The organism is Mycolicibacillus trivialis, from assembly GCF_002102395.1.
In the GTDB taxonomy this organism is placed as follows: Bacteria; Actinomycetota; Actinomycetes; order Mycobacteriales; family Mycobacteriaceae; genus Mycobacterium; species Mycobacterium triviale.
In genome coordinates, this window is sequence record NZ_LQPZ01000017.1 from 129,264 (window position 1) to 150,189 (window position 20,926).

19 protein-coding genes, 1 tRNA gene and 1 pseudogene are annotated in these 20,926 nt (G+C 72.2%); 11 read left to right on the plus strand and 10 right to left on the minus strand.

Translation table 11 applies throughout. The features are described 5' to 3' along the window. Positions 1-85 precede the first annotated feature (85 nt). From glmU to AWC30_RS07695, 3 genes are all read right to left on the minus strand, one after another. Complete coding sequence (gene glmU / locus AWC30_RS07685; protein ID WP_085109599.1) at positions 86-1,537, minus strand: bifunctional UDP-N-acetylglucosamine diphosphorylase/glucosamine-1-phosphate N-acetyltransferase GlmU; 1,452 nt, start codon at positions 1,535-1,537, stop codon at positions 86-88. An 83-nt stretch (positions 1,538-1,620) separates the two neighbouring features. Continuing rightward, complete coding sequence (locus tag AWC30_RS07690) at positions 1,621-2,286, minus strand: chymotrypsin family serine protease (protein WP_085109600.1); 666 nt, start codon at positions 2,284-2,286, stop codon at positions 1,621-1,623. A gap of 94 nt (positions 2,287-2,380) precedes the next feature. Beyond that, positions 2,381-2,452, minus strand: a tRNA-Gln gene (locus AWC30_RS07695). A gap of 82 nt (positions 2,453-2,534) precedes the next feature. Between AWC30_RS07695 and AWC30_RS07700 the strand changes: the two genes are divergently transcribed. From AWC30_RS07700 to AWC30_RS07710, 3 genes are all read left to right on the plus strand, one after another. Then, positions 2,535-3,128 carry a TetR/AcrR family transcriptional regulator gene (locus tag AWC30_RS07700; RefSeq protein ID WP_234807990.1) on the plus strand — a complete coding sequence of 198 codons (594 nt, stop codon included), beginning with the start codon at positions 2,535-2,537 and terminating at the stop codon, positions 3,126-3,128. Between the two features lie 88 nt (positions 3,129-3,216). After that, positions 3,217-6,858: a transcription-repair coupling factor gene (mfd, locus tag AWC30_RS07705; RefSeq protein WP_085109716.1), complete on the plus strand. Its 3,642-nt coding sequence runs from the start codon at positions 3,217-3,219 to the stop codon at positions 6,856-6,858. Then, the gene (locus AWC30_RS07710) at positions 6,855-7,787 is read left to right on the plus strand and encodes a nucleoside triphosphate pyrophosphohydrolase (protein WP_085109602.1); all 933 of its coding nucleotides are present in this window, start codon (positions 6,855-6,857) and stop codon (positions 7,785-7,787) included. The genes mfd and AWC30_RS07710 overlap by 4 nt, the downstream gene beginning before the upstream one ends. Here the strand turns inward: AWC30_RS07710 and AWC30_RS07715 are convergent. Next, a complete protein-coding gene (locus AWC30_RS07715) occupies positions 7,741-8,568 on the minus strand; it encodes an FTR1 family protein (protein WP_085109603.1) in 828 nt (275 codons plus the stop codon). The genes AWC30_RS07710 and AWC30_RS07715 overlap by 47 nt on opposite strands. A gap of 194 nt (positions 8,569-8,762) precedes the next feature. Between AWC30_RS07715 and AWC30_RS07720 the strand changes: the two genes are divergently transcribed. From AWC30_RS07720 to AWC30_RS07755, 8 genes are all read left to right on the plus strand, one after another. Beyond that, positions 8,763-9,476, plus strand: coding sequence for a lytic transglycosylase domain-containing protein (locus tag AWC30_RS07720; RefSeq protein WP_085109717.1), 714 nt, complete (start codon positions 8,763-8,765; stop codon positions 9,474-9,476). An 85-nt stretch (positions 9,477-9,561) separates the two neighbouring features. Beyond that, positions 9,562-10,848, plus strand: coding sequence for a phosphopyruvate hydratase (gene eno, locus AWC30_RS07725; protein ID WP_085109604.1), 1,287 nt, complete (start codon positions 9,562-9,564; stop codon positions 10,846-10,848). A gap of 7 nt (positions 10,849-10,855) precedes the next feature. Next, on the plus strand, positions 10,856-11,500 hold the full coding sequence (locus tag AWC30_RS07730; protein ID WP_085109605.1) for an FtsB family cell division protein: 645 nt from the start codon (positions 10,856-10,858) through the stop codon (positions 11,498-11,500). Continuing rightward, on the plus strand, positions 11,493-11,984 hold the full coding sequence (locus AWC30_RS07735; RefSeq protein WP_085109606.1) for a DUF501 domain-containing protein: 492 nt from the start codon (positions 11,493-11,495) through the stop codon (positions 11,982-11,984). Before AWC30_RS07730 ends, AWC30_RS07735 begins: the two co-directional genes overlap by 8 nt. Continuing rightward, a complete protein-coding gene (locus AWC30_RS07740) occupies positions 11,981-12,928 on the plus strand; it encodes a Ppx/GppA phosphatase family protein (protein ID WP_109561982.1) in 948 nt (315 codons plus the stop codon). The genes AWC30_RS07735 and AWC30_RS07740 overlap by 4 nt, the downstream gene beginning before the upstream one ends. 85 nt (positions 12,929-13,013) lie before the next feature. Beyond that, entirely contained in the window at positions 13,014-13,850 is an 837-nt protein-coding gene (locus AWC30_RS07745) for a 1-acyl-sn-glycerol-3-phosphate acyltransferase (RefSeq protein WP_109561974.1), read from the plus strand. Then, positions 13,850-14,287 (plus strand): SRPBCC family protein, encoded by a 438-nt coding sequence (locus tag AWC30_RS07750; RefSeq protein ID WP_085109608.1) that lies wholly within the window; start codon positions 13,850-13,852, stop codon positions 14,285-14,287. The genes AWC30_RS07745 and AWC30_RS07750 overlap by 1 nt, the downstream gene beginning before the upstream one ends. Positions 14,288-14,440: 153 nt before the next feature. Continuing rightward, positions 14,441-15,988 carry an HNH endonuclease signature motif containing protein gene (locus AWC30_RS07755; protein WP_109561976.1) on the plus strand — a complete coding sequence of 516 codons (1,548 nt, stop codon included), beginning with the start codon at positions 14,441-14,443 and terminating at the stop codon, positions 15,986-15,988. Between the two features lie 8 nt (positions 15,989-15,996). Here AWC30_RS07755 and AWC30_RS07760 read toward each other — a convergent pair whose 3' ends face one another. The 6 genes and pseudogenes from AWC30_RS07760 to AWC30_RS07785 all read right to left on the minus strand — a co-directional run bounded on the left by AWC30_RS07760 (position 15,997) and on the right by AWC30_RS07785 (position 20,796). After that, positions 15,997-16,677 (minus strand): response regulator, encoded by a 681-nt coding sequence (locus AWC30_RS07760; protein ID WP_085109610.1) that lies wholly within the window; start codon positions 16,675-16,677, stop codon positions 15,997-15,999. Further along, positions 16,674-18,485, minus strand: a pseudogene (locus tag AWC30_RS07765) (ATP-binding protein); the annotation flags it as partial. The gene AWC30_RS07760 and the pseudogene AWC30_RS07765, both read right to left, overlap by 4 nt. Positions 18,486-18,616: 131 nt before the next feature. Continuing rightward, positions 18,617-18,901 carry a WXG100 family type VII secretion target gene (locus tag AWC30_RS07770; protein ID WP_085109612.1) on the minus strand — a complete coding sequence of 95 codons (285 nt, stop codon included), beginning with the start codon at positions 18,899-18,901 and terminating at the stop codon, positions 18,617-18,619. Positions 18,902-18,932: 31 nt separating this feature from the next. Then, on the minus strand, positions 18,933-19,229 hold the full coding sequence (locus AWC30_RS07775; protein WP_085107179.1) for a WXG100 family type VII secretion target: 297 nt from the start codon (positions 19,227-19,229) through the stop codon (positions 18,933-18,935). Between the two features lie 83 nt (positions 19,230-19,312). Further along, on the minus strand, positions 19,313-20,452 hold the full coding sequence (locus tag AWC30_RS07780; protein ID WP_085109613.1) for a PPE family protein: 1,140 nt from the start codon (positions 20,450-20,452) through the stop codon (positions 19,313-19,315). A gap of 44 nt (positions 20,453-20,496) precedes the next feature. Then, positions 20,497-20,796 carry a PE family protein gene (locus tag AWC30_RS07785; protein ID WP_085109719.1) on the minus strand — a complete coding sequence of 100 codons (300 nt, stop codon included), beginning with the start codon at positions 20,794-20,796 and terminating at the stop codon, positions 20,497-20,499. Positions 20,797-20,926: the final 130 nt, after the last annotated feature.

The following is a 20,926-nucleotide window of genomic DNA, read 5'->3' on the forward strand; positions in this document are numbered from 1 at the left end:
TTGATGATCGAGCTGACAGGTATCGCGCTCATCCTACGGAGCGCATCCGACGCGGTGCGGCCGGGTCGCGGCCCGCGGCGCCCGCTCATCTCGACCGCTGCGCCTGCTCGGCGGCCTCGGCCGCTGCGCTGCCCGGACGCTTGCGGGCCACCCAGCCCTCGATGTTGCGCTGTGGGCCGCCGGAGACCGCCAGCGCGCCCGGCGGCACGTCGTCGCGCAGCACCGTGCCCGCGCCGGTGTAGGCGCCGTCGCCGACGGTGACCGGCGCGATGAACATGGTGTCCGACCCGGTCCGCACGTGGGAGCCGACCGTGGTGCGCCGTTTGGTCTGCCCGTCGTAGTTGACGAACACACTGGAGGCGCCGATGTTGGACTGCTCGCCGATGTCGGCGTCGCCGACGTAGGTCAGGTGCGGCACCTTGGTGCCCGCCCCGATGGTGGAGTTCTTGACCTCGACGAACGTGCCTACCTTGCCGTCCTCGCCGAGCACCGCGCCGGGCCGCAGGTAGGCGTAGGGCCCGACGGAGGCACCCGCGCCGATCCGGGCCGCCTCGGCGTGGGTGCGCACCACGGTGGCCCGGTCACCGACGGTGACCGCGGCCAGGGTGGTGTCCGGTCCGATGCGGCAGTGCCCGCCGATGCGGGTGCCGGCGTGCAACTGGGTGCCGGGGGCGATCACGGTGTCCCGGCCGATCTGCACGTCGACGTCGATCCAGGTGGTGGCCGGGTCGACGACGGTGACCCCGGCCAACTGGTGGCCGGCCACGATCCGGCGGTTGAGTTCGGCGGACAACGCCGCCAGCTGCACCCGGTTGTTGACCCCGGCGACCAGGGCGGCGTCGTCGACGTGCTGGGCGTGCACCACCTGCCCGGCATCGCGGACGATGCCGATCACGTCGGTCAGGTAGCGCTCGTGCTGGGCGTTGTCGGAGCCGAGCCGGCCCAGCGCCCAGCGCAGCGCGGCGACGTCGAAGGCGTACACCCCGGCGTTGACCTCACGGATCTGGCGCTGCTGCGGGGTGGCGTCGGCCTGCTCCACGATGGCGATCACCTCGCCGTCCTGGGTCCGCAGGATGCGGCCGTAGCCGGTCGGGTCGACCAAGGTGGTGGTCAGCACGGTCACCGCGGCCGGGGCGGTGTGGTGCGCGTTCAGCAGCCCGGTCAGGGTGGCCGAATCCAGCAGGGGGGTGTCCCCGGAGGTCACGATGACCACGCCGTCGAAGTCGGCGGGCAGCGCGGACAGTCCGCACTCGGCGGCGTGCCCGGTGCCCAGCTGCTGGTCCTGGACGGCGACGTCGATGGGTCGGCCCAGCTCGTCGGCGAGCTCGGCGACCACCGGGGCGATGCGCTCCCGGTCGCGGCCCAGCACCACCGCCAGATGGGTGGGCCCCACCGCGGCGATCGAGTACAGCGCGTGGGCCAGCATGGACCGCCCGGCGAGGGTGTGCAGCACCTTGGGGGTGTCGGAGACCATGCGGGTCCCGGCACCGGCGGCCAGCACCAGCACCGCGGTCTCAGCCGGAGTCGTCCGTGTCATGGTCGCCGCTCCTCCTGGTCGCTTCGCGATGGGGACAGCGTGTCATCACCGGCGGGCGGACGGCAAAAAACGGTGACAGCCGGTCACCGCGGGACGGGGACGAAGCCCGCGCCCGGGCCGCCCTTGGCGTTGACGTCGCCGATGATCGCGGTGATTGAGGTGACCGCGGGTTGGGCGCGATCCGGGATCTTGCGGACGACCGAGCTGGCGACGACATGCTTCTCCGGGCACCGGATGCCGCCGGGGAATCCGCCGCGCATCATGCCGACCAGCAGGTCGCCGACGGTCACCGGTGCGCCGCTGTCCCCGGGGTCGCCGCACACATGGAGGAGGACGGTGTGCGGTTCGGGTGCCGGGGCGGCCGACACCGTTACGCAGTCCACCCCGTTGATCCGGCTGTTCTTGCAGGCCTGCTGGCCGGGGGCGGCGTCGGGGCCGATTCCGTCGATCGCGAACCCGGCGAAATCCGGGATCGGGGCCACCTTCGCGGCGTCGAACCTGATCACCGCGTAGTCCAGGCCGGCGTCGGCGGCGGCCACCGACCCCAACGGGTCCGGGGACCACCCGGCGGCCACGACGGCGCCGGGCCCGCCGCAGTGCGCGGAGGTGAGGCCGACCACCTCGCCGGAGCCGTCGTGGCCGATGGTGGTCAGTGTGCAGGGGGTCCCATTGACCGCGATGGCGGCGCCGCCACCGATGAGGACCGGTGTCGCGGCGGCGGCCGGGGCGACGGGCAGACCGGTGCTCATCGCGGTGACCGCGACGAGCGCAGCGAGTCCTCTCTTCAACCGCACCACCGCCCTCCCGTGGTGGCCGACGGCGGGCGGCGCCGCGTGCGCGCAGCTCCGTCGCCAGGACTCGAACCTGAACTCTCAGAACCAAAATCTGATGTGCTGCCGATTACACCACGACGGATCGCATCAGGAACTCTATCGGAGCCGATACGCTGGCCATTGTGGCAGCACCGGACAAGGAGGGGCGCGTCCCGCGGGCCCGGATGACCGGCAGCGAGCGGCGCCACCAGCTCATCGAGATCGCCCGGTCACTGTTCGCCGAACGCGGCTACGACGGGACCTCGATCGAGGAGATCGCGCTGCGCGCGAACGTGTCCAAACCGGTCGTCTACGAGCACTTCGGCGGCAAGGAGGGCCTGTATGCGGTCGTGGTCGACCGGGAGATGTCCGCCCTGCTCGACGGCATCACCTCCTCGCTGACCAACAACCGCTCCCGGGTCCGGGTGGAACGGGTGGCGCTGGCGCTGCTCACCTACGTCGAGGAGCGGACCGACGGGTTCCGCATCATGATCCGCGACTCTCCGGCGGCGATCAGCGCGGGCACCTACTCCAGCCTGCTCAACGACGCGGTCAACCAGGTGTCGTCGATCCTGGCCGGTGACTTCGCCCGCCGCGGGCTGGACCCGGAGCTGGCGCCGCTGTACGCGCAGGCGCTGGTCGGGTCGGTGTCGATGACCGCGCAGTGGTGGCTCGACGTGCGGGAACCCAAAAAAGAGGTGGTCGCCGCCCATCTGGTCAACCTGTGCTGGAACGGGCTGACCCACCTGGAAGCCGATCCGGTGCTGCACGACGAATGACGCCGGCGACCGGTGATTGTGTTCGCCGTCACGCCCGGGTTGCCCACGGCCGCAACGGGAATCATCGCCGCCTACACTGGTGCCCATCATGACCGCACCGGGGCCCGCCAGCCCAGCCACCCCGACCGCCGGGTTGGTGGACCTGGCGCTTTCCGCGCCCACCTTCGCCGAGCTCACCGCCACCGCCGCCGCGGCGCCCGCCGAGCTCACGCTGGTCGGGCCGGCCGGCGCCCGGTTGTTCACCGCGGCGGCGCTGGCCCGCTCCGCGCCGCTGCTGGCGGTGACCGCCACCGGTCGCGAAGCCGACGAGCTCACCGCCGACCTGCACGGTGTACTCGGCGACGCGGTGACGCTGTTCCCGTCCTGGGAGACGCTGCCGCACGAGCGGCTCTCCCCGGCTGTGGACACCGTCGGCGCGCGGATGCTCGTGCTGCGCCGGCTGGCCCGCCCGCAGGACGCCACGCTGGGCCCGCCGCTGCGGGTGGTGGTCACCACCGCGCGCTCGCTGCTACAGCCGATGGCGCCCGGCCTGGGCGAGATCGAGCCGGTCACGCTGCGGGTCGGCACCGAGATCGGTTTCGACGACGTCATCGCCGCGCTGGTGCAGCGCGCCTACACCCGGGTCGACATGGTCGGCCGGCGCGGGGAGTTCGCAGTGCGCGGCGGCATCCTCGACGTCTTCCCGCCGACCGCCGAGCATCCGGTGCGGGTCGAGTTCTGGGGCGACGAGGTCAGCGAGATGCGGATGTTCGCCGTCGCCGACCAGCGCTCCATCCCGGAGATCGAGGTCGACTCCGTGGTCGCGGTGCCGTGCCGCGAACTGCTGCTCACCGACGAGGTCCGGGCCCGGGCGGCGAGCCTGGCCGGCCGGCACAGCGACGCGGCCGCCGCCATCACCGGCGGGGTCAGCGACCTGCTGGCCAAACTCGCCGAGGGCATCCCGGTCGACGGCATGGAGGCACTTCTGCCGGTGCTGTGCCCCACCGAGCTCACCCTGCTCACCGACCACCTGCCCGAAGACACCGCGGTGCTGGTCTGCGACCCGGAGAAGGTCCGCACCCGCGCCGCCGACCTCATCGAGACCGGCCGGGAGTTCCTGGAGGCGTCCTGGTCGGTGGCGGCGCTCGGCGGCGACGCACCCGTCGACGTCGAACAGCTCGGCGGCTCCGGGTTCGTCGACCTGGCCGAGGTGGCCGCCGCGGCCGGCCGGCGCGGCCAGCGGTGGTGGACGCTGAGCCAGCTCGCCGCGGAGTCGGCCGTCGAGCTCGACGTGCGGGCCGCCCCGGTCGCCCGCGGCCACCAGCGCGACATCGATGAGACCTTCGCCATGCTGCGCGCCCACGTCGCCACCGGCGGGGTCGCGGCGATCGTCGCCGCGGGCATCGGCACCGCGCGGCGGCTGGTGGAGCAGCTCGGCGAGGCCGACACCCCGGCGGCGCTGATCGAGGCGGGCGCGGCGCCGCAGCCCGGCGTGGTCGCGGTGTTGCAGGGCACCCTGCACGACGGGCTGGTGATCCCCGGCGCGAACCTGGTGGTGCTGGCCGAGACCGATCTGACCGGCAACCGGGCCACCGCGCGGCCGGGCAAACGGCTGGCCGCCAAACGCCGCAACATCGTCGATCCGCTGGCGCTGACCGCCGGCGACCTGGTGGTGCACGACCAGCACGGCATCGGCAAGTTCGTGGAGATGGTCGAACGGACTGTCGGCGGGGCGCGCCGGGAGTACCTGGTGCTCGAATACGCCTCGGCCAAGCGCGGCGGCGGCTCCGACAAGCTCTACGTGCCGATGGATTCGCTGGACCAGCTGTCCCGCTACGTCGGCGGGCAGGCGCCAGCGCTGTCCAAGCTCGGCGGCAGCGACTGGGCCAGCACCAAGACCAAGGCGCGCCGCGCGGTCGCCGAGATCGCCACCGAGCTGGTCGCGCTGTACGCCAAGCGCCAGGCCGCGCCGGGACACCCGTTCGCGCCGGACAGCCCCTGGCAGGCCGAGATGGAGGACGCGTTCGGGTTCACCGAGACCGTCGACCAGCTGACCGCGATCACCGAGGTCAAGGCCGACATGGAGAAGCCGATCCCGATGGACCGGGTGATCTGCGGCGACGTCGGCTACGGCAAAACCGAGATCGCCGTGCGCGCGGCGTTCAAGGCGGTGCAGGACGGCAAACAGGTCGCGGTGCTGGTGCCCACCACGCTGCTCGCCGATCAGCACCTGCAGACCTTCACCGACCGGATGGCCGGGTTCCCGGTCACCGTCAAGGGCCTGTCGCGGTTCACCGACCCGGCGCAGTCCCGCGCGGTGCTCGCCGGCATGGCCGACGGCGGCGTCGACATCGTCATCGGCACCCACCGGCTGCTGCAGACCGCGGTGCGCTGGAAGGACCTCGGGCTGGTGATCGTCGACGAGGAACAGCGCTTCGGCGTCGAACACAAGGAGCACATCAAGGCGCTGCGCAGCCACGTCGACGTGCTCACGATGAGCGCCACCCCGATCCCGCGGACCCTGGAGATGAGCCTGGCCGGCATCCGGGAGATGTCGACGATCCTCACCCCGCCCGAGGAGCGCTACCCGGTGCTGACCTATGTCGGGGTCTCCGACGACAAACAGGTCGCCGCGGCGCTGCGCCGCGAACTGCTGCGCGACGGGCAGGTGTTCTACGCGCACAACCGGGTCCGCTCGATCGACGAGGCGGCCGCGCGGGTGCGGGCGCTGGTGCCCGAGGCGCGGGTCGCGGTCGCCCACGGACAGATGTCCGAGGAGCTGCTGGAGACCACCGTCCAGGCGTTCTGGAACCGCGAATTCGACATCCTGGTGTGCACGACGATCGTGGAGACCGGCCTGGACATCTCCAACGCCAACACCTTGATCGTGGAACGCGCCGACACCTTCGGGCTCTCCCAGCTGCACCAGCTGCGCGGCCGGGTCGGCCGCGGGCGCGAGCGCGGCTACGCGTACTTCCTGTATCCGCGCGAGACCACGCTGACCGAGACCGCGCATGACCGGCTGGCCACCATCGCCCAGAACAACGAGCTGGGCGCCGGGATGGCGGTGGCGATGAAGGACCTGGAGATCCGCGGCGCGGGCAACGTCCTCGGTGTCGAACAGTCCGGCCATGTCGCCGGGGTGGGGTTCGACCTGTACGTGCGGCTGGTCGGTGAGGCGGTGGAGGCCTACCGGGCGGCCGCCGACGGGCAGGAGGTCGCCACCGAGGAGACCAAGGAGGTGCGCATCGACCTGCCGGTCGACGCCCACCTGCCGCCGGACTACATCCCCAGCGACCGGCTGCGGCTGGAGGCCTACCGGCGGTTGGCCGCCGCGGCCTCCGACGAGGACGTCGCCGCGGTGGTCGACGAGCTCATCGACCGCTACGGCCCGCTGCCCGAGCCGGCGCAGTTGCTGGTCGCGGTGGCCCGGCTGCGCATCCTGTGCCGGGCCCGCGGCGTCACCGAGGTCGGCACCCTCTCGGCGAGCACGCTGCGGCTGGCGCCGCTGACCCTGGCCGACTCCGCACAGGTGCGGCTCAAACGGGTCTACCCGGCCGCCCGTTACCGCGCCACCACCGCCACCGTGCAACTGCCGGTGCCGCGCTCGGGCAGCGGTGTCGGCGCCCCGCAGATCCGGGATCTGGAGCTGGTGCAGATGGTCGCCGACCTGCTCGCGGTGCTCGACGGCAGGCCGCTCGGCGACGTCGACATCACCGGGCTGGCCGGGGCGAAACGGCAGGCGCAGTGACCGTCGTCCTGGTCGATCCGCGACGCCCGTCGCTGGTGCCGGTCGACGCCGTGGCGCTGCTCACCGGCGAGGTCGCCTACACCGAGGAGCTGCCGGTCGTGGTGCCCTGGTCGCTGCCCGCGGCGCGACCGGTCCACAGCGGTGGCGACGCCGCGGTGCTGTTGAGCTCCGATCCGAAGCACCCGGCGGTCGTCGCCCGGCTGGCCGCCGGGGAGACCCTGATCGCGGCCCCGAACCCGCCGACCGGTGAGCGGCTGGTGGACGCGGTCGCCCTGATGGACCGGCTGCGCAGCACCGGCCCGTGGGAGCAGGAGCAGAACCACGAATCGCTGCGTCGGTTCCTGCTCGAGGAGACCTATGAGCTGTTCGACGCGGTCGAGCGCGGCGACTACGACGAGTTGCGCGCCGAACTCGGTGATGTGTTGCTGCAAGTGCTGTTTCACGCCCGGATCGCCCAGGAGGTGTCGCCGGGCGGGTTCACCATCGATGACGTCGCTGATGCGCTGGTGCGCAAGTTGACCGGACGGGCAGCCACTGTGCTTGCCGGACAGCAGGTCTCCCGCGACGACCAACTGGCCCAGTGGGAGCGGAGCAAGGCGGCGGAGAAGCCGCGACTGTCGGTGGTCGACGACATACCGACCGCTCAGCCGGCTCTGGCGTTGGCGCAGAAGGTGATCCGACGGGTCATCCGCGCCGGATTTCCGACCGACCTGATTCCGGAAGAGATCACCCACGTCGTCGTGGCCGCAGACTCCGACGACGTCGAGATCGTCCTGCGCGCGGCCGTGATGACGTTCATGGACGCGGTCCGGCACGCTGAAACCGTTGCGGCGCAAACCGACGCCGCCGACGCCGCGACGCTGGAGTCCGCGCCGACGGTGATCAGCGAGGAGCGCTGGCGTGCGGCGTGGGAGGCGGCGCGGGCTTAGCGGCCCACAGCACGACCGGTACCGCGACCAGATATCCGAGCCAGGCCGCGAACTGCAGTGCGGTCGGCGCCGGTGTGAGGTGCAAGACCACCCGCAGCAGCGCGCCCGGCGCCGTCCACCAGCCCGCCCACCCGCCGGTGTCCCACGCCGCCCCCGACGGCAACCACCCACCCTGTTGCAGCGCACCGATCCCGTCGGCCAGCATTCCGGCGCTCACCGCGACCAGCACCACACCGGTGGTGCGGCGCAGCAGCGGCGTGGTCAACCGCGACGCGACGAACCGGATCCCGGCGCCCAGTGCCGCGGCCGCCAGCAACCCGGCGACCACCCCGGCCCACGGCCGCACCCCGCCGTCGGCGTAACCGGCCAACACCAGGGCCGCCTCGATGCCGTCGCGGCCGACCACCGCGACCACCAGCGCCGGCAGTGCCCAGCGGCCGGCGCGCCCGGCCGCGGCCCGCCACAACACGACCGTCACCAGCGTCACCGCGGCGACGGCCGGCAGGCCGCGGACGGCGGCGGCCGCCGGTTGTGTGACGCTGACCGCACGCGCGACCAGCAGCGTCAACGCCGCGGCGATGGTTGCTGCACCGACCGCCGACGGGAGCCCGGACCGGGCTGCGGGGCGGCGGTGCCGCGCAGCGGCCGCGGCCAGCAAGCCGACGACCACGGCCGCAGCCAGCGCCAGCCGAAAGCCGAGGAAGGCGCCGCCCACCAGCGGCAACAGCAGCTCGACCGGACCCGACCAGGCCGCCTGGCCCGCGCCGGGCAGCGGTGTCATCGGCGCCGGCCGGGCGGCTTGCCGCAGGCCGCGCCGGGAATCCGAACCGGGTTTGCTGACTGCGGTCGGGGCTGCACGAGGTCCAGATTGCCAGCTTGACGCTATACCCTCGCGTGCGGGGGAGGGGTGGCCGAAACCGTGCGACGATGAGCCGACGAGGGGTATGAGGGAGTTCTGTGGGGACGGTGCGTTGGATGCGCGTGGTCGCCGTCATCGGCGCCACCGTGCTGCTGCTGGCTTCCAGTTGCTCCTGGCAACTGAGCGCGCGGCTACCCGACGGGGTACCGCCGCCCCCGGGTGACCCGGTCCCGCCGATCGACACCCACGCCGAGGGCCGCGGCGCCGATCAGCTGTCCGACTGGGCGGCCGAACGCTCCGTGCGGCTGCGCATCCCGGCGACCGCGCTGGAGGCCTACGCCTACGCCGCCCGGGTCGCCGAGGTGGAGAACCCCGGCTGCAAGATCGCCTGGACCACGCTGGCCGGGATCGGGCAGGTGGAGAGCAGGCACGGCACCTACGCCGACGCACGGCTGGCCGGCAACGGCGACGTCGACCCGCCGATCCGCGGGTTGCGCCTGGACGGCACCGGGGGCACCCAGCACATCGTCGACGACGAGGCCGGTGACCTGGCCGACGACGACGGGGTGGTGCGCGCGCTGGGCCCGATGCAGTTCATCCCGGAGACCTGGCGGCTCTACGGGGTCGACGCCAACAACGACGGCGTGATCAGCCCGGACAACATCGACGACGCGGCCCTGTCGGCGGCCGGCTACCTGTGCTTCCGGGGCAAGGACCTGTCCACCCCGGAAGGCTGGCTCGCGGCGCTGCGCGCGTACAACCACTCCGACCAGTACGCGCGTATCGTGCGGGACTGGGCCGCCGCCTACGCGGCCGGACACGCGCTGTAACACCCCGCGGGCTCCAGTCCGTCGCCGCCGGGCCGGCGGCCGCTGCAATACTTGTCGGGCAACCGTCGAAGCAAGGAGAACTTCAGTGTCGATCATCGAGCAGGTCGCCGCCCGCGAGATCCTCGATTCCCGCGGTAACCCCACGGTCGAGGTCGACGTGTTGCTCGAGGACGGCGCCGCGGCGCGCGCGGCGGTGCCCTCGGGTGCCTCCACCGGTGAGCACGAGGCGGTCGAGCTGCGCGACGGCGGCTCCCGCTACGGCGGTAAGGGCGTGCAGAAGGCGGTCAAGGCGGTGCGCGACGAGATCGCCGCCGCGGTGATCGGATTCGACGCCGCCGATCAGCGGCTCGTCGACCAGGCGCTGGTGGACCTGGACGGCACACCGGACAAGTCCCGGCTGGGCGCCAACGCGATCCTGGGGGTGTCGCTGGCGGTGGCCCGTGCGGCCGCCAACTCCGCGGACCTGCCGCTCTTCCGCTACCTGGGCGGACCCAACGCGCACGTCCTGCCGGTGCCGATGATGAACATTCTCAACGGCGGCGCGCACGCCGACACCGGTGTCGACGTCCAGGAGTTCATGGTGGCCCCGATCGGCGCCGCCACCTTCGCCGAGGCGCTGCGCTGGGGCACCGAGGTCTACCACGCGCTCAAATCGGTGCTCAAGAAGCAGGGCCTGTCCACCGGCCTCGGTGATGAGGGCGGCTTCGCCCCGGACGTCGCAGGCACCACCGCGGCGCTGGACCTGATCAGCTCGGCCATCGAGGATGCCGGGTTCAAGTTCGGCGCCGACGTCGCGCTGGCCCTCGACGTGGCGGCCACCGAGTTCTACGGCGACGGCGGCTACGCCTTCGAGAAGCAGACCCGCAGCGCGGCGCAGATGGCCGAGTTCTACGCCGAGCTGCTCGGCGCCTACCCGCTGGTCTCCATCGAGGACCCGCTCTCCGAGGACGACTGGGACGGCTGGGTGGCGTTGACCACCACCCTCGGCGACCGTGTCCAACTCGTCGGCGACGACCTGTTCGTCACCAACCCCGAACGGCTCGAGGACGGCATTGAGAAGGGCGCCGCGAACGCGCTGCTGGTCAAGGTCAATCAGATCGGCACCCTGACCGAGACCCTCGACGCGGTGGCGTTGGCGCACAACAGCGGATACCGCACCATGATGAGCCACCGCAGCGGCGAGACCGAGGACACCACGATCGCCGACCTGGCGGTGGCGGTCAGCTCCGGGCAGATCAAGACCGGCGCACCGGCGCGCAGCGAGCGCGTCGCCAAGTACAACCAGCTGCTGCGCATCGAGGAACTGCTCGGCGACGCCGCGCGTTACGCCGGGGATCTGGCCTTCACCCGGTACGTCCCGGAGACCAAGTAGCCGGTAGATGTCGGAAGCCAAGCGGCGCACACCGGCCTCCCGGCCGGCCCGGGGCGGGGACAAGACCCGGGACCGGTCGCGTCAGCGGGCGATGCCGCGGCGGGTGCGCCCGGAGGCTGGGACGAAACCGGAGGCGGCGGCAGACCCGATCCGGCAGGGCATTGCCGAGGCGGCCGAGGAACGCGCCGAACAGCGGATGGGGTTCACCGCGGGCCGGGCGGCGGTGCTGGCCGTGGTGGTCTGCGTGCTCACCCTGACCACCGGCCCGCCGGTACGCACCTACTTCGCCCAGCGCACCGAGATGAACCAGCTGGCCGCCTCCGAGGCCGCGTTGCGCGACCGGATCGTCGAGCTGCAGCTGCAGAAGGAGAAGCTGGCCGACCCGGCCTACATCGCCGCCCAGGCCCGGGAACGGCTCGGGTTCGTCATGCCCGGCGACGTGCCCTACCAGGTGCAGTTGCCGCCGACCGCCGACGTGCCCGCGGTGCCCGGCGGCGAACCGCAGACGGTGAACAGCGGCGACCCCTGGTACACCGCGCTGTGGCATACCATCGCCGACGCCCCGCACGGCCCGCCCGCCGCGCCGGAGCCGGTCGAGCCGCCGGCGCCGCCGCTTCCGCCGCCCGCACCCCCGGGGCCGCCCGGTGGTTGAGCGCGCCGATCTCGACGCCGTCGCAGCGCAACTCGGCCGCGAGCCCCGCGGGGTGATCGCGGTCGCCTACCGCTGCCCCAACGGCGAACCCGCGGTGGTCAAGACCGCGCCGCGGCTGCCCGACGGCACCCCGTTCCCGACCCTGTACTACCTGACCCATCCGGCGCTCACCGCGGCCGCCAGCCGGCTGGAGTCGGCCGGGCTGATGGCCGAGATGACCGAACGGCTGGGCAGCGACGCCGACCTGGCCGCCGCCTACCGCGCCGCCCACGAGTCGTACCTGGCCGAGCGGGATGCCATCGACCCGCTGGGCACCACCACCTCGGCCGGCGGCATGCCCGAGCGGGTCAAATGCCTGCACGTGCTGATCGCGCACTCCCTGGCCAAGGGTCGCGGCGTCAACCCGCTGGGCGACGAGGCGCTGGCGGCGCTGGCCGACGACCCGGCGCTGGCCGGGATCCTGGACGCGGAGCAGTGGCGGTGAGCGGTCCGGTCGCGGCGATCGACTGCGGCACCAACTCGATCCGGCTGCTCATCGCCGAGCCCGGCGACGCGGGCCTGCGCGAACTGCACCGCGAGATGCGGATCGTGCGGCTGGGGCAGGGCGTCGACGCGACCGGCCGGTTCGCGCCGGAGGCGCTCGAGCGCACCCGGTCGGCGTTGGCCGACTACGCCGGGCTGCTGGCCGACCACGCGGTGACGCGGGTGCGGATGGTCGCCACCTCCGCGGCGCGCGACGTCGGCAACCGGGAGGAGTTCTTCGCGATGACCGCGGCGGTGCTGGGCGCGGTGGTGCCCGGCGCGGTCGCCGAAGTGATCACCGGGGACGAGGAGGCCGCGCTGTCCTTCGCCGGTGCGGTGGGCGAGTTGGACCCGTCGGGTGCGCCGTTTCTGGTGGTCGACCTCGGCGGCGGCTCCACCGAACTGGTGCTCGGCGACGGCCACGGCGTGCAGGCGGCGATCTCCACCGACATGGGATGCGTGCGGCTGACCGAACGGTGCCTGCACAGCGACCCGCCGACCGCGGCGGAGGTCCGCGCGGCCCGCGCGGTGGTGCGCGACCAACTGCAGACCGCGGTGAACGCCGTGCCGGTCGAGCGGGCCCGCACCTGGGTCGGGGTGGCCGGAACCATGACCACTATCGCCGCCGTCGCCCACGGCCTGCCGGCCTACGACCCGGCGGCCATCCACCTGTCGACGGTGGGTCGCGCCGGGGTGGCGGAGGTCTGCGGTCGGCTGGTGGGGATGACCCGGGCCGAGCGGGCGACGCTGGGGCCGATGCACGCCGGGCGGGTCGACGTGATCGGCGGTGGCGCGATCGTCGTCGACGAGTTGGCGGCGCTGCTGGCCGAGCGTGCCGGCATCGCGGAGTTGACCGTCAGCGAACATGACATCCTCGACGGCATAGCCTTGTCGGTAATCGGCTGAACCGGCCCCGCTCCCGCGGCGACCGTGGGAAGGTCGTACGGCAGGGTGGGCGCACCGAACAATCGGTCGGGAGAGGGGAACGGTCGTGGCTGGGCCGCAGGACGATTCGCCGGGGACGCCGGCGCAGATCGCCGATGAACTCAAGGGGCGGGATCCGGAGTTCATCCGCAAGATGTTGCCGCGGTTCTGGCTGTGGGCGCGGATGTACTTCCGGGCCGAGGTCAGCGGCTTCGAGAACGTCCCCGACGAGCCGGTGCTGTTCGTCGGCAACCACAGCGGCGGCTCGATGTCACCGGACACGTTCGTGTTCACGCTGGCCTATCACACCTTCTTCACCGTGGAGGGCAGGCCGCTGGCGGCGCTGGCCCACGACATCGTGGTGCGCACCCCGTGGATGGGGTCGATCGCCCGCAAGATGGGGATCGTGCTGGCCCGGCCGAAGACCGCGGCGAACCTGCTGGCCGCCGGGGCGAACGTGCTGGTCTACCCGGGCGGTGATGTCGACGCGCTGCGCCGCTGGCGCGACCGCAACAAGATCATGTTCGACGGCAGGCAGGGCTTTCTGAGACTGGCGCACAGCGCCGGGGTCAAGATCGTGCCGGTGGTCGCGGTCGGGGGACAGGAGACGTTCTTCGTGCTCAACGACGGCCGCAAGACAGCGCGGATGCTGCGCTTCGACAAGCTGCTGCGGGTCAAATCGGTACCGCTGAGCCTGAGCTTCCCATGGGGGCTGCTGCCCGGCGACCTGCCGCACGTGCCGTTCCCGGCGAAGATCCGCATCGAGGTGCTGCCGCCGATCGACCTGCGGGAACGTTTCGGCGACGAACCGGATTGGGACGAGGCCTACGGCTACGTGGCCTCCACCATGCAGGTGGCGCTGTCGGGGTTGGCCGCCAAGACCGTCATCCCGGTGTTCGGCTGATGGCCACCGTCGTCCGCGCGGTGCGGGTGGCCGCACCCGCCGCAGAGGTGACCAAGGTGGCCACCGATCCGACGGTGGTCTTCCCGATCATGGGCAGCTTCGGCCGGTTCGATTTCATCAGCCGCCACCGCGACGGCAGTGAGCAGTGGGACCTGTACCTGAACGTCGGGTCCATCCACGTCGGCGGCCGGGTGCGGGTCTCGCCGCTGTCGACCGACACGCTGATCTGGCAGTCGCTGCGGGGCACCCGCCAGCGGGCCCGCATCGAGGTGACGCCGGCCGGCGACGGCGCGACGGTCACTATGACCATGCAGGTGTACTTCTCCGGGCGGGTCACCGGCTGGCTGACCGGGCAGCTGGCCCGTGGAATCCTGGCCCGCAACATGGAGGCCGGGTTGCAGCAGTTGCGTCACCACATCGAGTACGGGCCGGGCTGACCGGGTGGCGTCGGGCGCCCAGCCTCCGCGGCGTCGCCGTGCCCAGCCTCCGCGGCGTCGCGGTGCCCCGCCGGATTATCCCCAGTCGGGGTTTCATCCCCGGCGCCACGGTGACCGAAGCACGTGTCGGCGCGGCGGAGTATACTCGAACATATGTTCGATAGTTCATTGGCGGAGCCCGGATCGCTGGCCGGCGTCGACGACGCCGCGCTGATCGAAGCGGTCTCCGGGTGGGCGCAGATCGAGTCGGCGGCCGCGGCGCGCCGACTGGCCGCGATCGCCGAACTGGTGGCGCGCCGCTCGAATCGCCCCGCCGATGCGGGCCGGTGGGCCTGCGACTGTTGGGACGCCACCGCCGCGGAGGTGGCGGCGGCCGCCAACACCAGCCATCGCATGGCGTCGAACCAGATGTACCTGGCGGTGGCGCTGCGCAACCGGATCCCCCAGGTGGGCAAGCTGTTCCTGGACGGCGCCATCAGCGCCCGGCTGGCCTCCACCATCGCCTGGCACACCACGTTGATCAGCGATCCCGCCACGGTGGCGCTGGTCGACACCGAACTGGCCGCGCTGGCGACGCAGTTGGGCCCGCTGTCAGCGGCCAAGGCCGCCACGGTGATCGAGGCTCTGGTCGAGCGGCACGATCCGGAGGCGTTACGCAGGAGCCGAGCCGAGGCTCGGGGTCGAGAGGTGGTGGTCAACATCACCGAGACCCGGTCGGGCGTCACGCCGTTGTGGGGGCGGTTGTTCGCCACCGACGCCGCGGCCCTGGACCGCCGGTTGACCCTACTGGCCCGCGCGGTCTGCGCCGATGACCCCAGGACGCTGGCGCAGCGGCGCGCCGACGCGCTCGGCGCGCTCGCGGCAGGCACCACCCTGGTCTGCCGGTGTGGGCGCACCGACTGCCCGGCCGCTGATCCCCCGGACGACTCCGGCGTCGTGATCCACGTCGTGGCCGAGAGTGCTGCGCTGGAGGCCCGGTCCGACCCGCACATCAACGGCGAGCCGCCGGTCGTGCGCCCGCCTGCCGAGGGCGCGACGCCGGGCGACTGGCCGGCCGCAACTCGCGAACCCGACCCGCCCGCGGTGACAACACCGGCGACGATCGTTGGGGGCGGCAGCATCCCGGCTTCGGCGGTGGCAGAGCTGATCAACCGCGGCGCGGTGGTCCGGCCGCTTTCGCCGCCCGAGGGCGCCGCGGCCGAACTTCGGTACCGGCCCGGTCCGGCGTTGGCGGCTTTCATCCGGTGCCGCGACCTGACCTGCCGGTTCCCCGGATGTGACCGGCCGGCCGTCTACTGCGACATCGACCACGCCGTGGCCTACCCGGCCGGGGCCACTCACCCATCGAACCTCCGTTGCCTGTGCCGAAAACATCACTTGCTCAAGACGTTTTGGAGCGGGTGGCGGGATGTGCAGCAGCCGGACGGCACGATTGTCTGGACGGCTCCGACCGGCCACCGCTACGTCACCCGGCCGGGCAGCGCGGCACTCTTCCCGGGGTTGGTGCGGTCCACCGGGGCGGCGCCCACCGCCCGGGTCGCCGACCCTGCCGATGCCCGTCGGACCCTGATGATGCCACTGCGCAAGCGAACCCGCGCCCAGAACCGGGCCGGATGGATCGCCGCGGAACGCGCCCGCAACGCCGAACAGGCCGGCCGGGCGGAGCCCGGCGCCGACGGAGACAAACCACCGCCGAGCTGACCGGCCGGCTATTGCTCGAAGCGGTAGCCCATCCCGGCCTCGGTCAGTAGGTGACGGGGATGGGACGGGTCGTGTTCGAGCTTGCGCCGCAGCTGGGCCAGATAGACACGCAGATAATGTGTTTCGGTCGCGTAGCTGGGGCCCCACACCTCCCGCAGCAGCTGTTCGCGGCTGACGAGCTTGCCGCGGTTGCGCACCAGCACCTCCAGCATCCCCCATTCGGTGGGGGTCAGATGGACCTCCGCCCCGTCCTTGATCACCTTCTTCGCGGCCAGATCGACGGTGAACGACGCCGTCTCCACCGTCGGCTCGCTCACCTCGGTCGCGGAGGCGGCGCGACGGACCGCGGCCCGCAGCCGGGCCAGGAACTCGTCCATCCCGAACGGCTTGGTGACGTAGTCATCGGCGCCGGCGTCGAGGGCGGCGACCTTGTCCGAGGAATCGGTCCGCGCCGACAACACGATTACCGGCGCGGTCAGCCAGCCGCGCAGCCCGGCGAGCACCTCGATGCCCGACAGGTCGGGCAGCCCGAGGTCCAGGATCACCACGTCGGGGGTGTGGTCGGCGGCGGCTCGCAGCGCGTCGGCGCCGGTCGCGGCGGTGATGACGTCGTAGCCGCGGGCGGTCAGGTTGATGCGCAGGGCGCGCAGGATCTGCGGCTCGTCGTCGATCACCAGCACCCTGGTCATCCGATCCCGCCTTCCGGTGCCGCTGCCAGGTCCACGACGACGGTCAGCCCGCCGCCGGGGGTCTCGGTCGCGGTGATGGTGCCGCCCATCGCCTCCACGAATCCACGCGCCACCGATAATCCCAAACCCACCCCGGAGGTGTTGTCGCGGTCGCCGAGCCGCTGGAACGCGCCGAAGATCTGCTGTTCGGCGCCCGGGGCGATACCGGGGCCGTCGTCGGCCACGGCGATGTGCACCCGGTCGCCGGCCACGGCCGCGGTCAGCCGCACGGTGCTCTCGGGCGCGTACCGCAGCGCGTTGTCGACCAGGTTGGCCAGCACCCGCTCCAGCAGACCGGAGTCGGCCAGCACCACCACGTCACCTCCGCTGACCTCGACCCGGTCGACCCCGGCGAACCCGGTGGCGCCGGTGCCGATGCTGACCAGCGCCCGCTGCACCGTCTCCTCCAGGTACACCGGACTCAGGGTGGGCCGCACCACCCCGGCGGCCAGCCGCGAGGAGTCGAGCAGGTTGCCCACCAGGGCGGTCAACTGGTCGATCGACTCGTCGACCGTGGCGAGTAGTTCGGCGGTGTCGGCGGGGGAGAAGCCGACATCGTCGGCACCCCGCAGGCTCGACGAGGCGGCCTTGGCGGCGGCCAGCGGGGTCCGCAGGTCGTGGCTGACCGCCGACAGCAGAGCGCGCCGCAGGTTGTCGGCCTCGGCGAGCGCTTCGGCCCGGCTGGCCGCAGCGCGCAGTTCCCGCTGGCGGACCAAGCCGGCGGCCTGGTTGGCCACGGCGCTGAGCACCCGACGGTCGCGGGAGTCGAGCCGATGACCGGCCGACAGCAACCAGAATTCGTCGTCACCGACCGGGATGACGGTGTCGGCGGCATCGATCGAGGCGGGCGGATCGACGCCGACACCGACGACCAGGTCCGCCTCACCCGGGCGCTGCCGCAGCATGCTCATGGCCCGCTGGGTATAGGTCTCCCGCACCCGATCCAGCAGGGTCTCGAGGTCCGCGCCGCGCAGCACCGACCCGGCGAACAGGGTGAGCAGGCTGGCCTCCCGCGCCGCTCGCCCGGCGTCGCGGGAGCGGCGGGCCGCCCCGTCGACCAGGATGGCCACGGCCGCCGCCACCACCAGCAGCACCATCTCGGTGACCACGGCGTCGGGTTCGGCGATGGTGAAGCTGCCCCGCGGATCGGTGAGGAAATAGTTCAGCAGCAGGCTGGAGAGCACCGCCGAGACCAGCGCGGGCGCGATCCCACCGGCCAGGCCCACCACGAGCACGCCGACGAAGAACAATGCCGTCTTGCCGCCCACGCCGAGCACCCGGTCGAGGTCGATCAGGATGAGCCCGCAGACGAACGGCGGCACGACCACCGCGGCCAGCCAGGCCGACAGGTGGCGGCGTCGGGACAGCGTGGACGGCCACCGCAGCCCGCGCCGGGACTCCGAGTGGGTGACCATGTGCACGTCGAGGGAGCCGCCGCGTTGAAGCACCGCCGCGCCGATACCCTCCCGGAACAGCCGTTCCCACCGGGTTCGCCGGGAGGTGCCGATGACCAGTTGGCCGGCGCCGACGCGGGAAGCGAAGCCCAGCAGCGCGCCGACGACGTCGTCGTCGACGATGTCGTGCATGGACCCGCCCAGCCGGGTAGCCGCATCGCGCACCTGGCCGAGTTCGGCGGGGCCCGGTGAACCCGACGCGGTGACGACGTGGACCACCAGCAGGTCGGCGCCGCTGCGCTGGGCGATGGCGGCTCCGCGCCGGATCAGTGTCTCCGACTCGGGGCCGCCGGTCACCGCCACCACGACGCGTTCGGCGCCGCGGTGGCCGTTCTCGGCGGTGGGGGAGCCGGTCACGGCACCATCATCCATCGGGGAAGGTTGTTCCGGTCGCACCGCAACGCGGCGGCACGCCGGAGAAGCGTGCCGCCGCGTCGGGTGGGGGGTTACAGCCAGCTGGAGCCGACCGCGCTGTCGGTGGACGCCATGTTGTTGCCGGCGTTCTGCACCTTGATGCCGTGGTCGTTGGCCTGCTGGTAGATCACCTGGAAGTTGCGGCCCAACTGCGCGATGAACTCCTGGCACGCGGCCGAACCGGCCCCGCCCCAGAAATCGCCTGCGGCCAACACATCCCGGATGATCGCCTGGTGCTCGGCCTCCAACGCGGCGGCCTGGGCCTTGATCATCGCCCCGTGGGCGTTGACGTCCCCGAACTGGTAATTGATCGTCATCTGCGTATTCCTTTCAGATTCGAGGCGGTGGTCAGCTGCTCAGGCTGGACTGCGCCGCGGCTTCCTGCTGCTCATAGACATTGGCGTCGCGGACCAGTCCGTCGCGCACCCCGTGGAGCATGTTCACGATGTTGCGGAACGCGGCCTGCATCTGGCCCATCGTGTCCAGTGAGGTCCGCTCGGCGATACCGCTCCAGCCGGCACCGGAGATGTTCTGCGACGACATGAACATCCGTCGCGCTTCGTCCTCCACGGTCTGAGCGTGCACCTCGAAACGCCCGGCCATGTCCCGCATCATCTGCGGATCGGTCATAAAACGAGCTGCCATGGCGGCTCTCCTTTCGTGAGAAATATTGGTGTTCAGTCTTTTTCAGCGTCTGTCAATCCGATCGTCCGATCTCCCTCCCTCGCTCAGACCGCCGGCCGTGGCATCACCGGGTGCGGTTGAGGCCGTACCTCGAACCGCGGCGTCATGCCCATGTTGGTTCCGCGGTTGGCACCGGCCAGCGGTAGACCGCTGAGCAGGTTGCCGTTGGCGGCCGGTGTGGCGGCGCTGCTGCCGGCCGAGGCCAGGCTGGCGGTGGCCGGGCTGACCGACGGAGCGGTGGCGGCCCAGCTCGGCGGCGCGGACAGCCCGCCGAGTGAGACGGCGCGGCCGAGTCCGGCGGTGACCGAACTCGCCGGCGTCCCGGCGGTCAACGAGCCCAGCGTCGCGCCGGCCGGGTTCAGCGCCCCGGTGAACGCCGGCGTCAGCGCCAGGGCACCACCGTCGAGGCTCTGCGTCGCCGAACCCAGCGACGGCACCGACGAACCGGCCGACATGCCCACCGAGGCCACCGAACTCAACATCGACGAGCCGTTGCTCACCGGCGACGCCAGGTTGTTCAGCATGCTCAGTGGGTCACCGGTCGTGGCGCCCTGGCCGGACATCACCGAGCCGACCTGCGACAGAACCGACTGAACGTTGCCGGCCGTTGAGGATGCCTGCGCCTGGGCGACCGAGGCCGCCTGACCGGCGACGCCGGCCTGGTTGGTGTTCTGCTGCGGCGGGGTGAACGGCGTCAGCCGGGTCGCCGCGGCGGCGGCACCGGCGTAGCCGGACATGGCCGCCACGTCCTGGGCCCACATCTCCAGGTAGTGCGCCTCGGTGGCCATGATCGCCGGGGTGTTCTGGCCCAGGATGTTCGTGGCCACCAACGACATCAGCAGAGCGCGGTTGGCGGCGATCACCGGCGGCGGCACGGTGGCCGCGAAGGCCGACTCGTAGGCCACCGCTGCGGCCTTGGCCTGGGCGGCGGTCATCTCCGCCTGCGCGGCGGTGGTGCTCAGCCACTGGCTGTAGGGCAGGCTCGCCGCCGACATCGCCGCCGAGGCCGGGCCCTGCCAGTCAACGGCCAGCGCCGACACCGCGGCGGTGAAGGACGCCAGCGCCGAGTACACCTCGGCGGCGAGTGCGTCCCACGCCGCCGAAGCGACGAACATCGGCCCGGCACCGGGTCCGGCGTAGATCCTCGCGGAGTTGATCTCCGGAGGCAGAACGACGAAGTCCATTGCTCCTCACAAACTTCTCGCGGCTCGTCCCAGAGGGGGTGGTCCTAGCGGGTCGCCGTGGCGTTGGCGGCCTCGGTGGCGGCGTAGGAGGTCGCGCTGGTGGCCAGCGTCGCCACGAACTGCTGGTGGATCGCCGCGGCCTGGGCGGCCACCGCCTGATAGAGCTGGCCCTGCGCAGCGAACTGCGCCGCGGTCAACGCGGACACCTCGTCGGCGGCGGCAGGCACCACACCGGTGGTCGGGGTGGCGGCGGCCGCGTTGGCGCTCGTCATGGCCGTACCGACGCCCTCGAGGTCGGCGGCGGCCGCGGTGAGCATCTCCGGCTGTGCGGTTACGAACGACATGTCTTTCTCCTTCTCGGATCCGGTTCGGATCAACTGCTTCGACAATCCCTCGCCGGTGAGGGGGGTGGTGTGTTCCTTACGGGGTCTTTACGGCGGCGGTGCGGACTTTTACGCGGCGTTGACGGGGGCG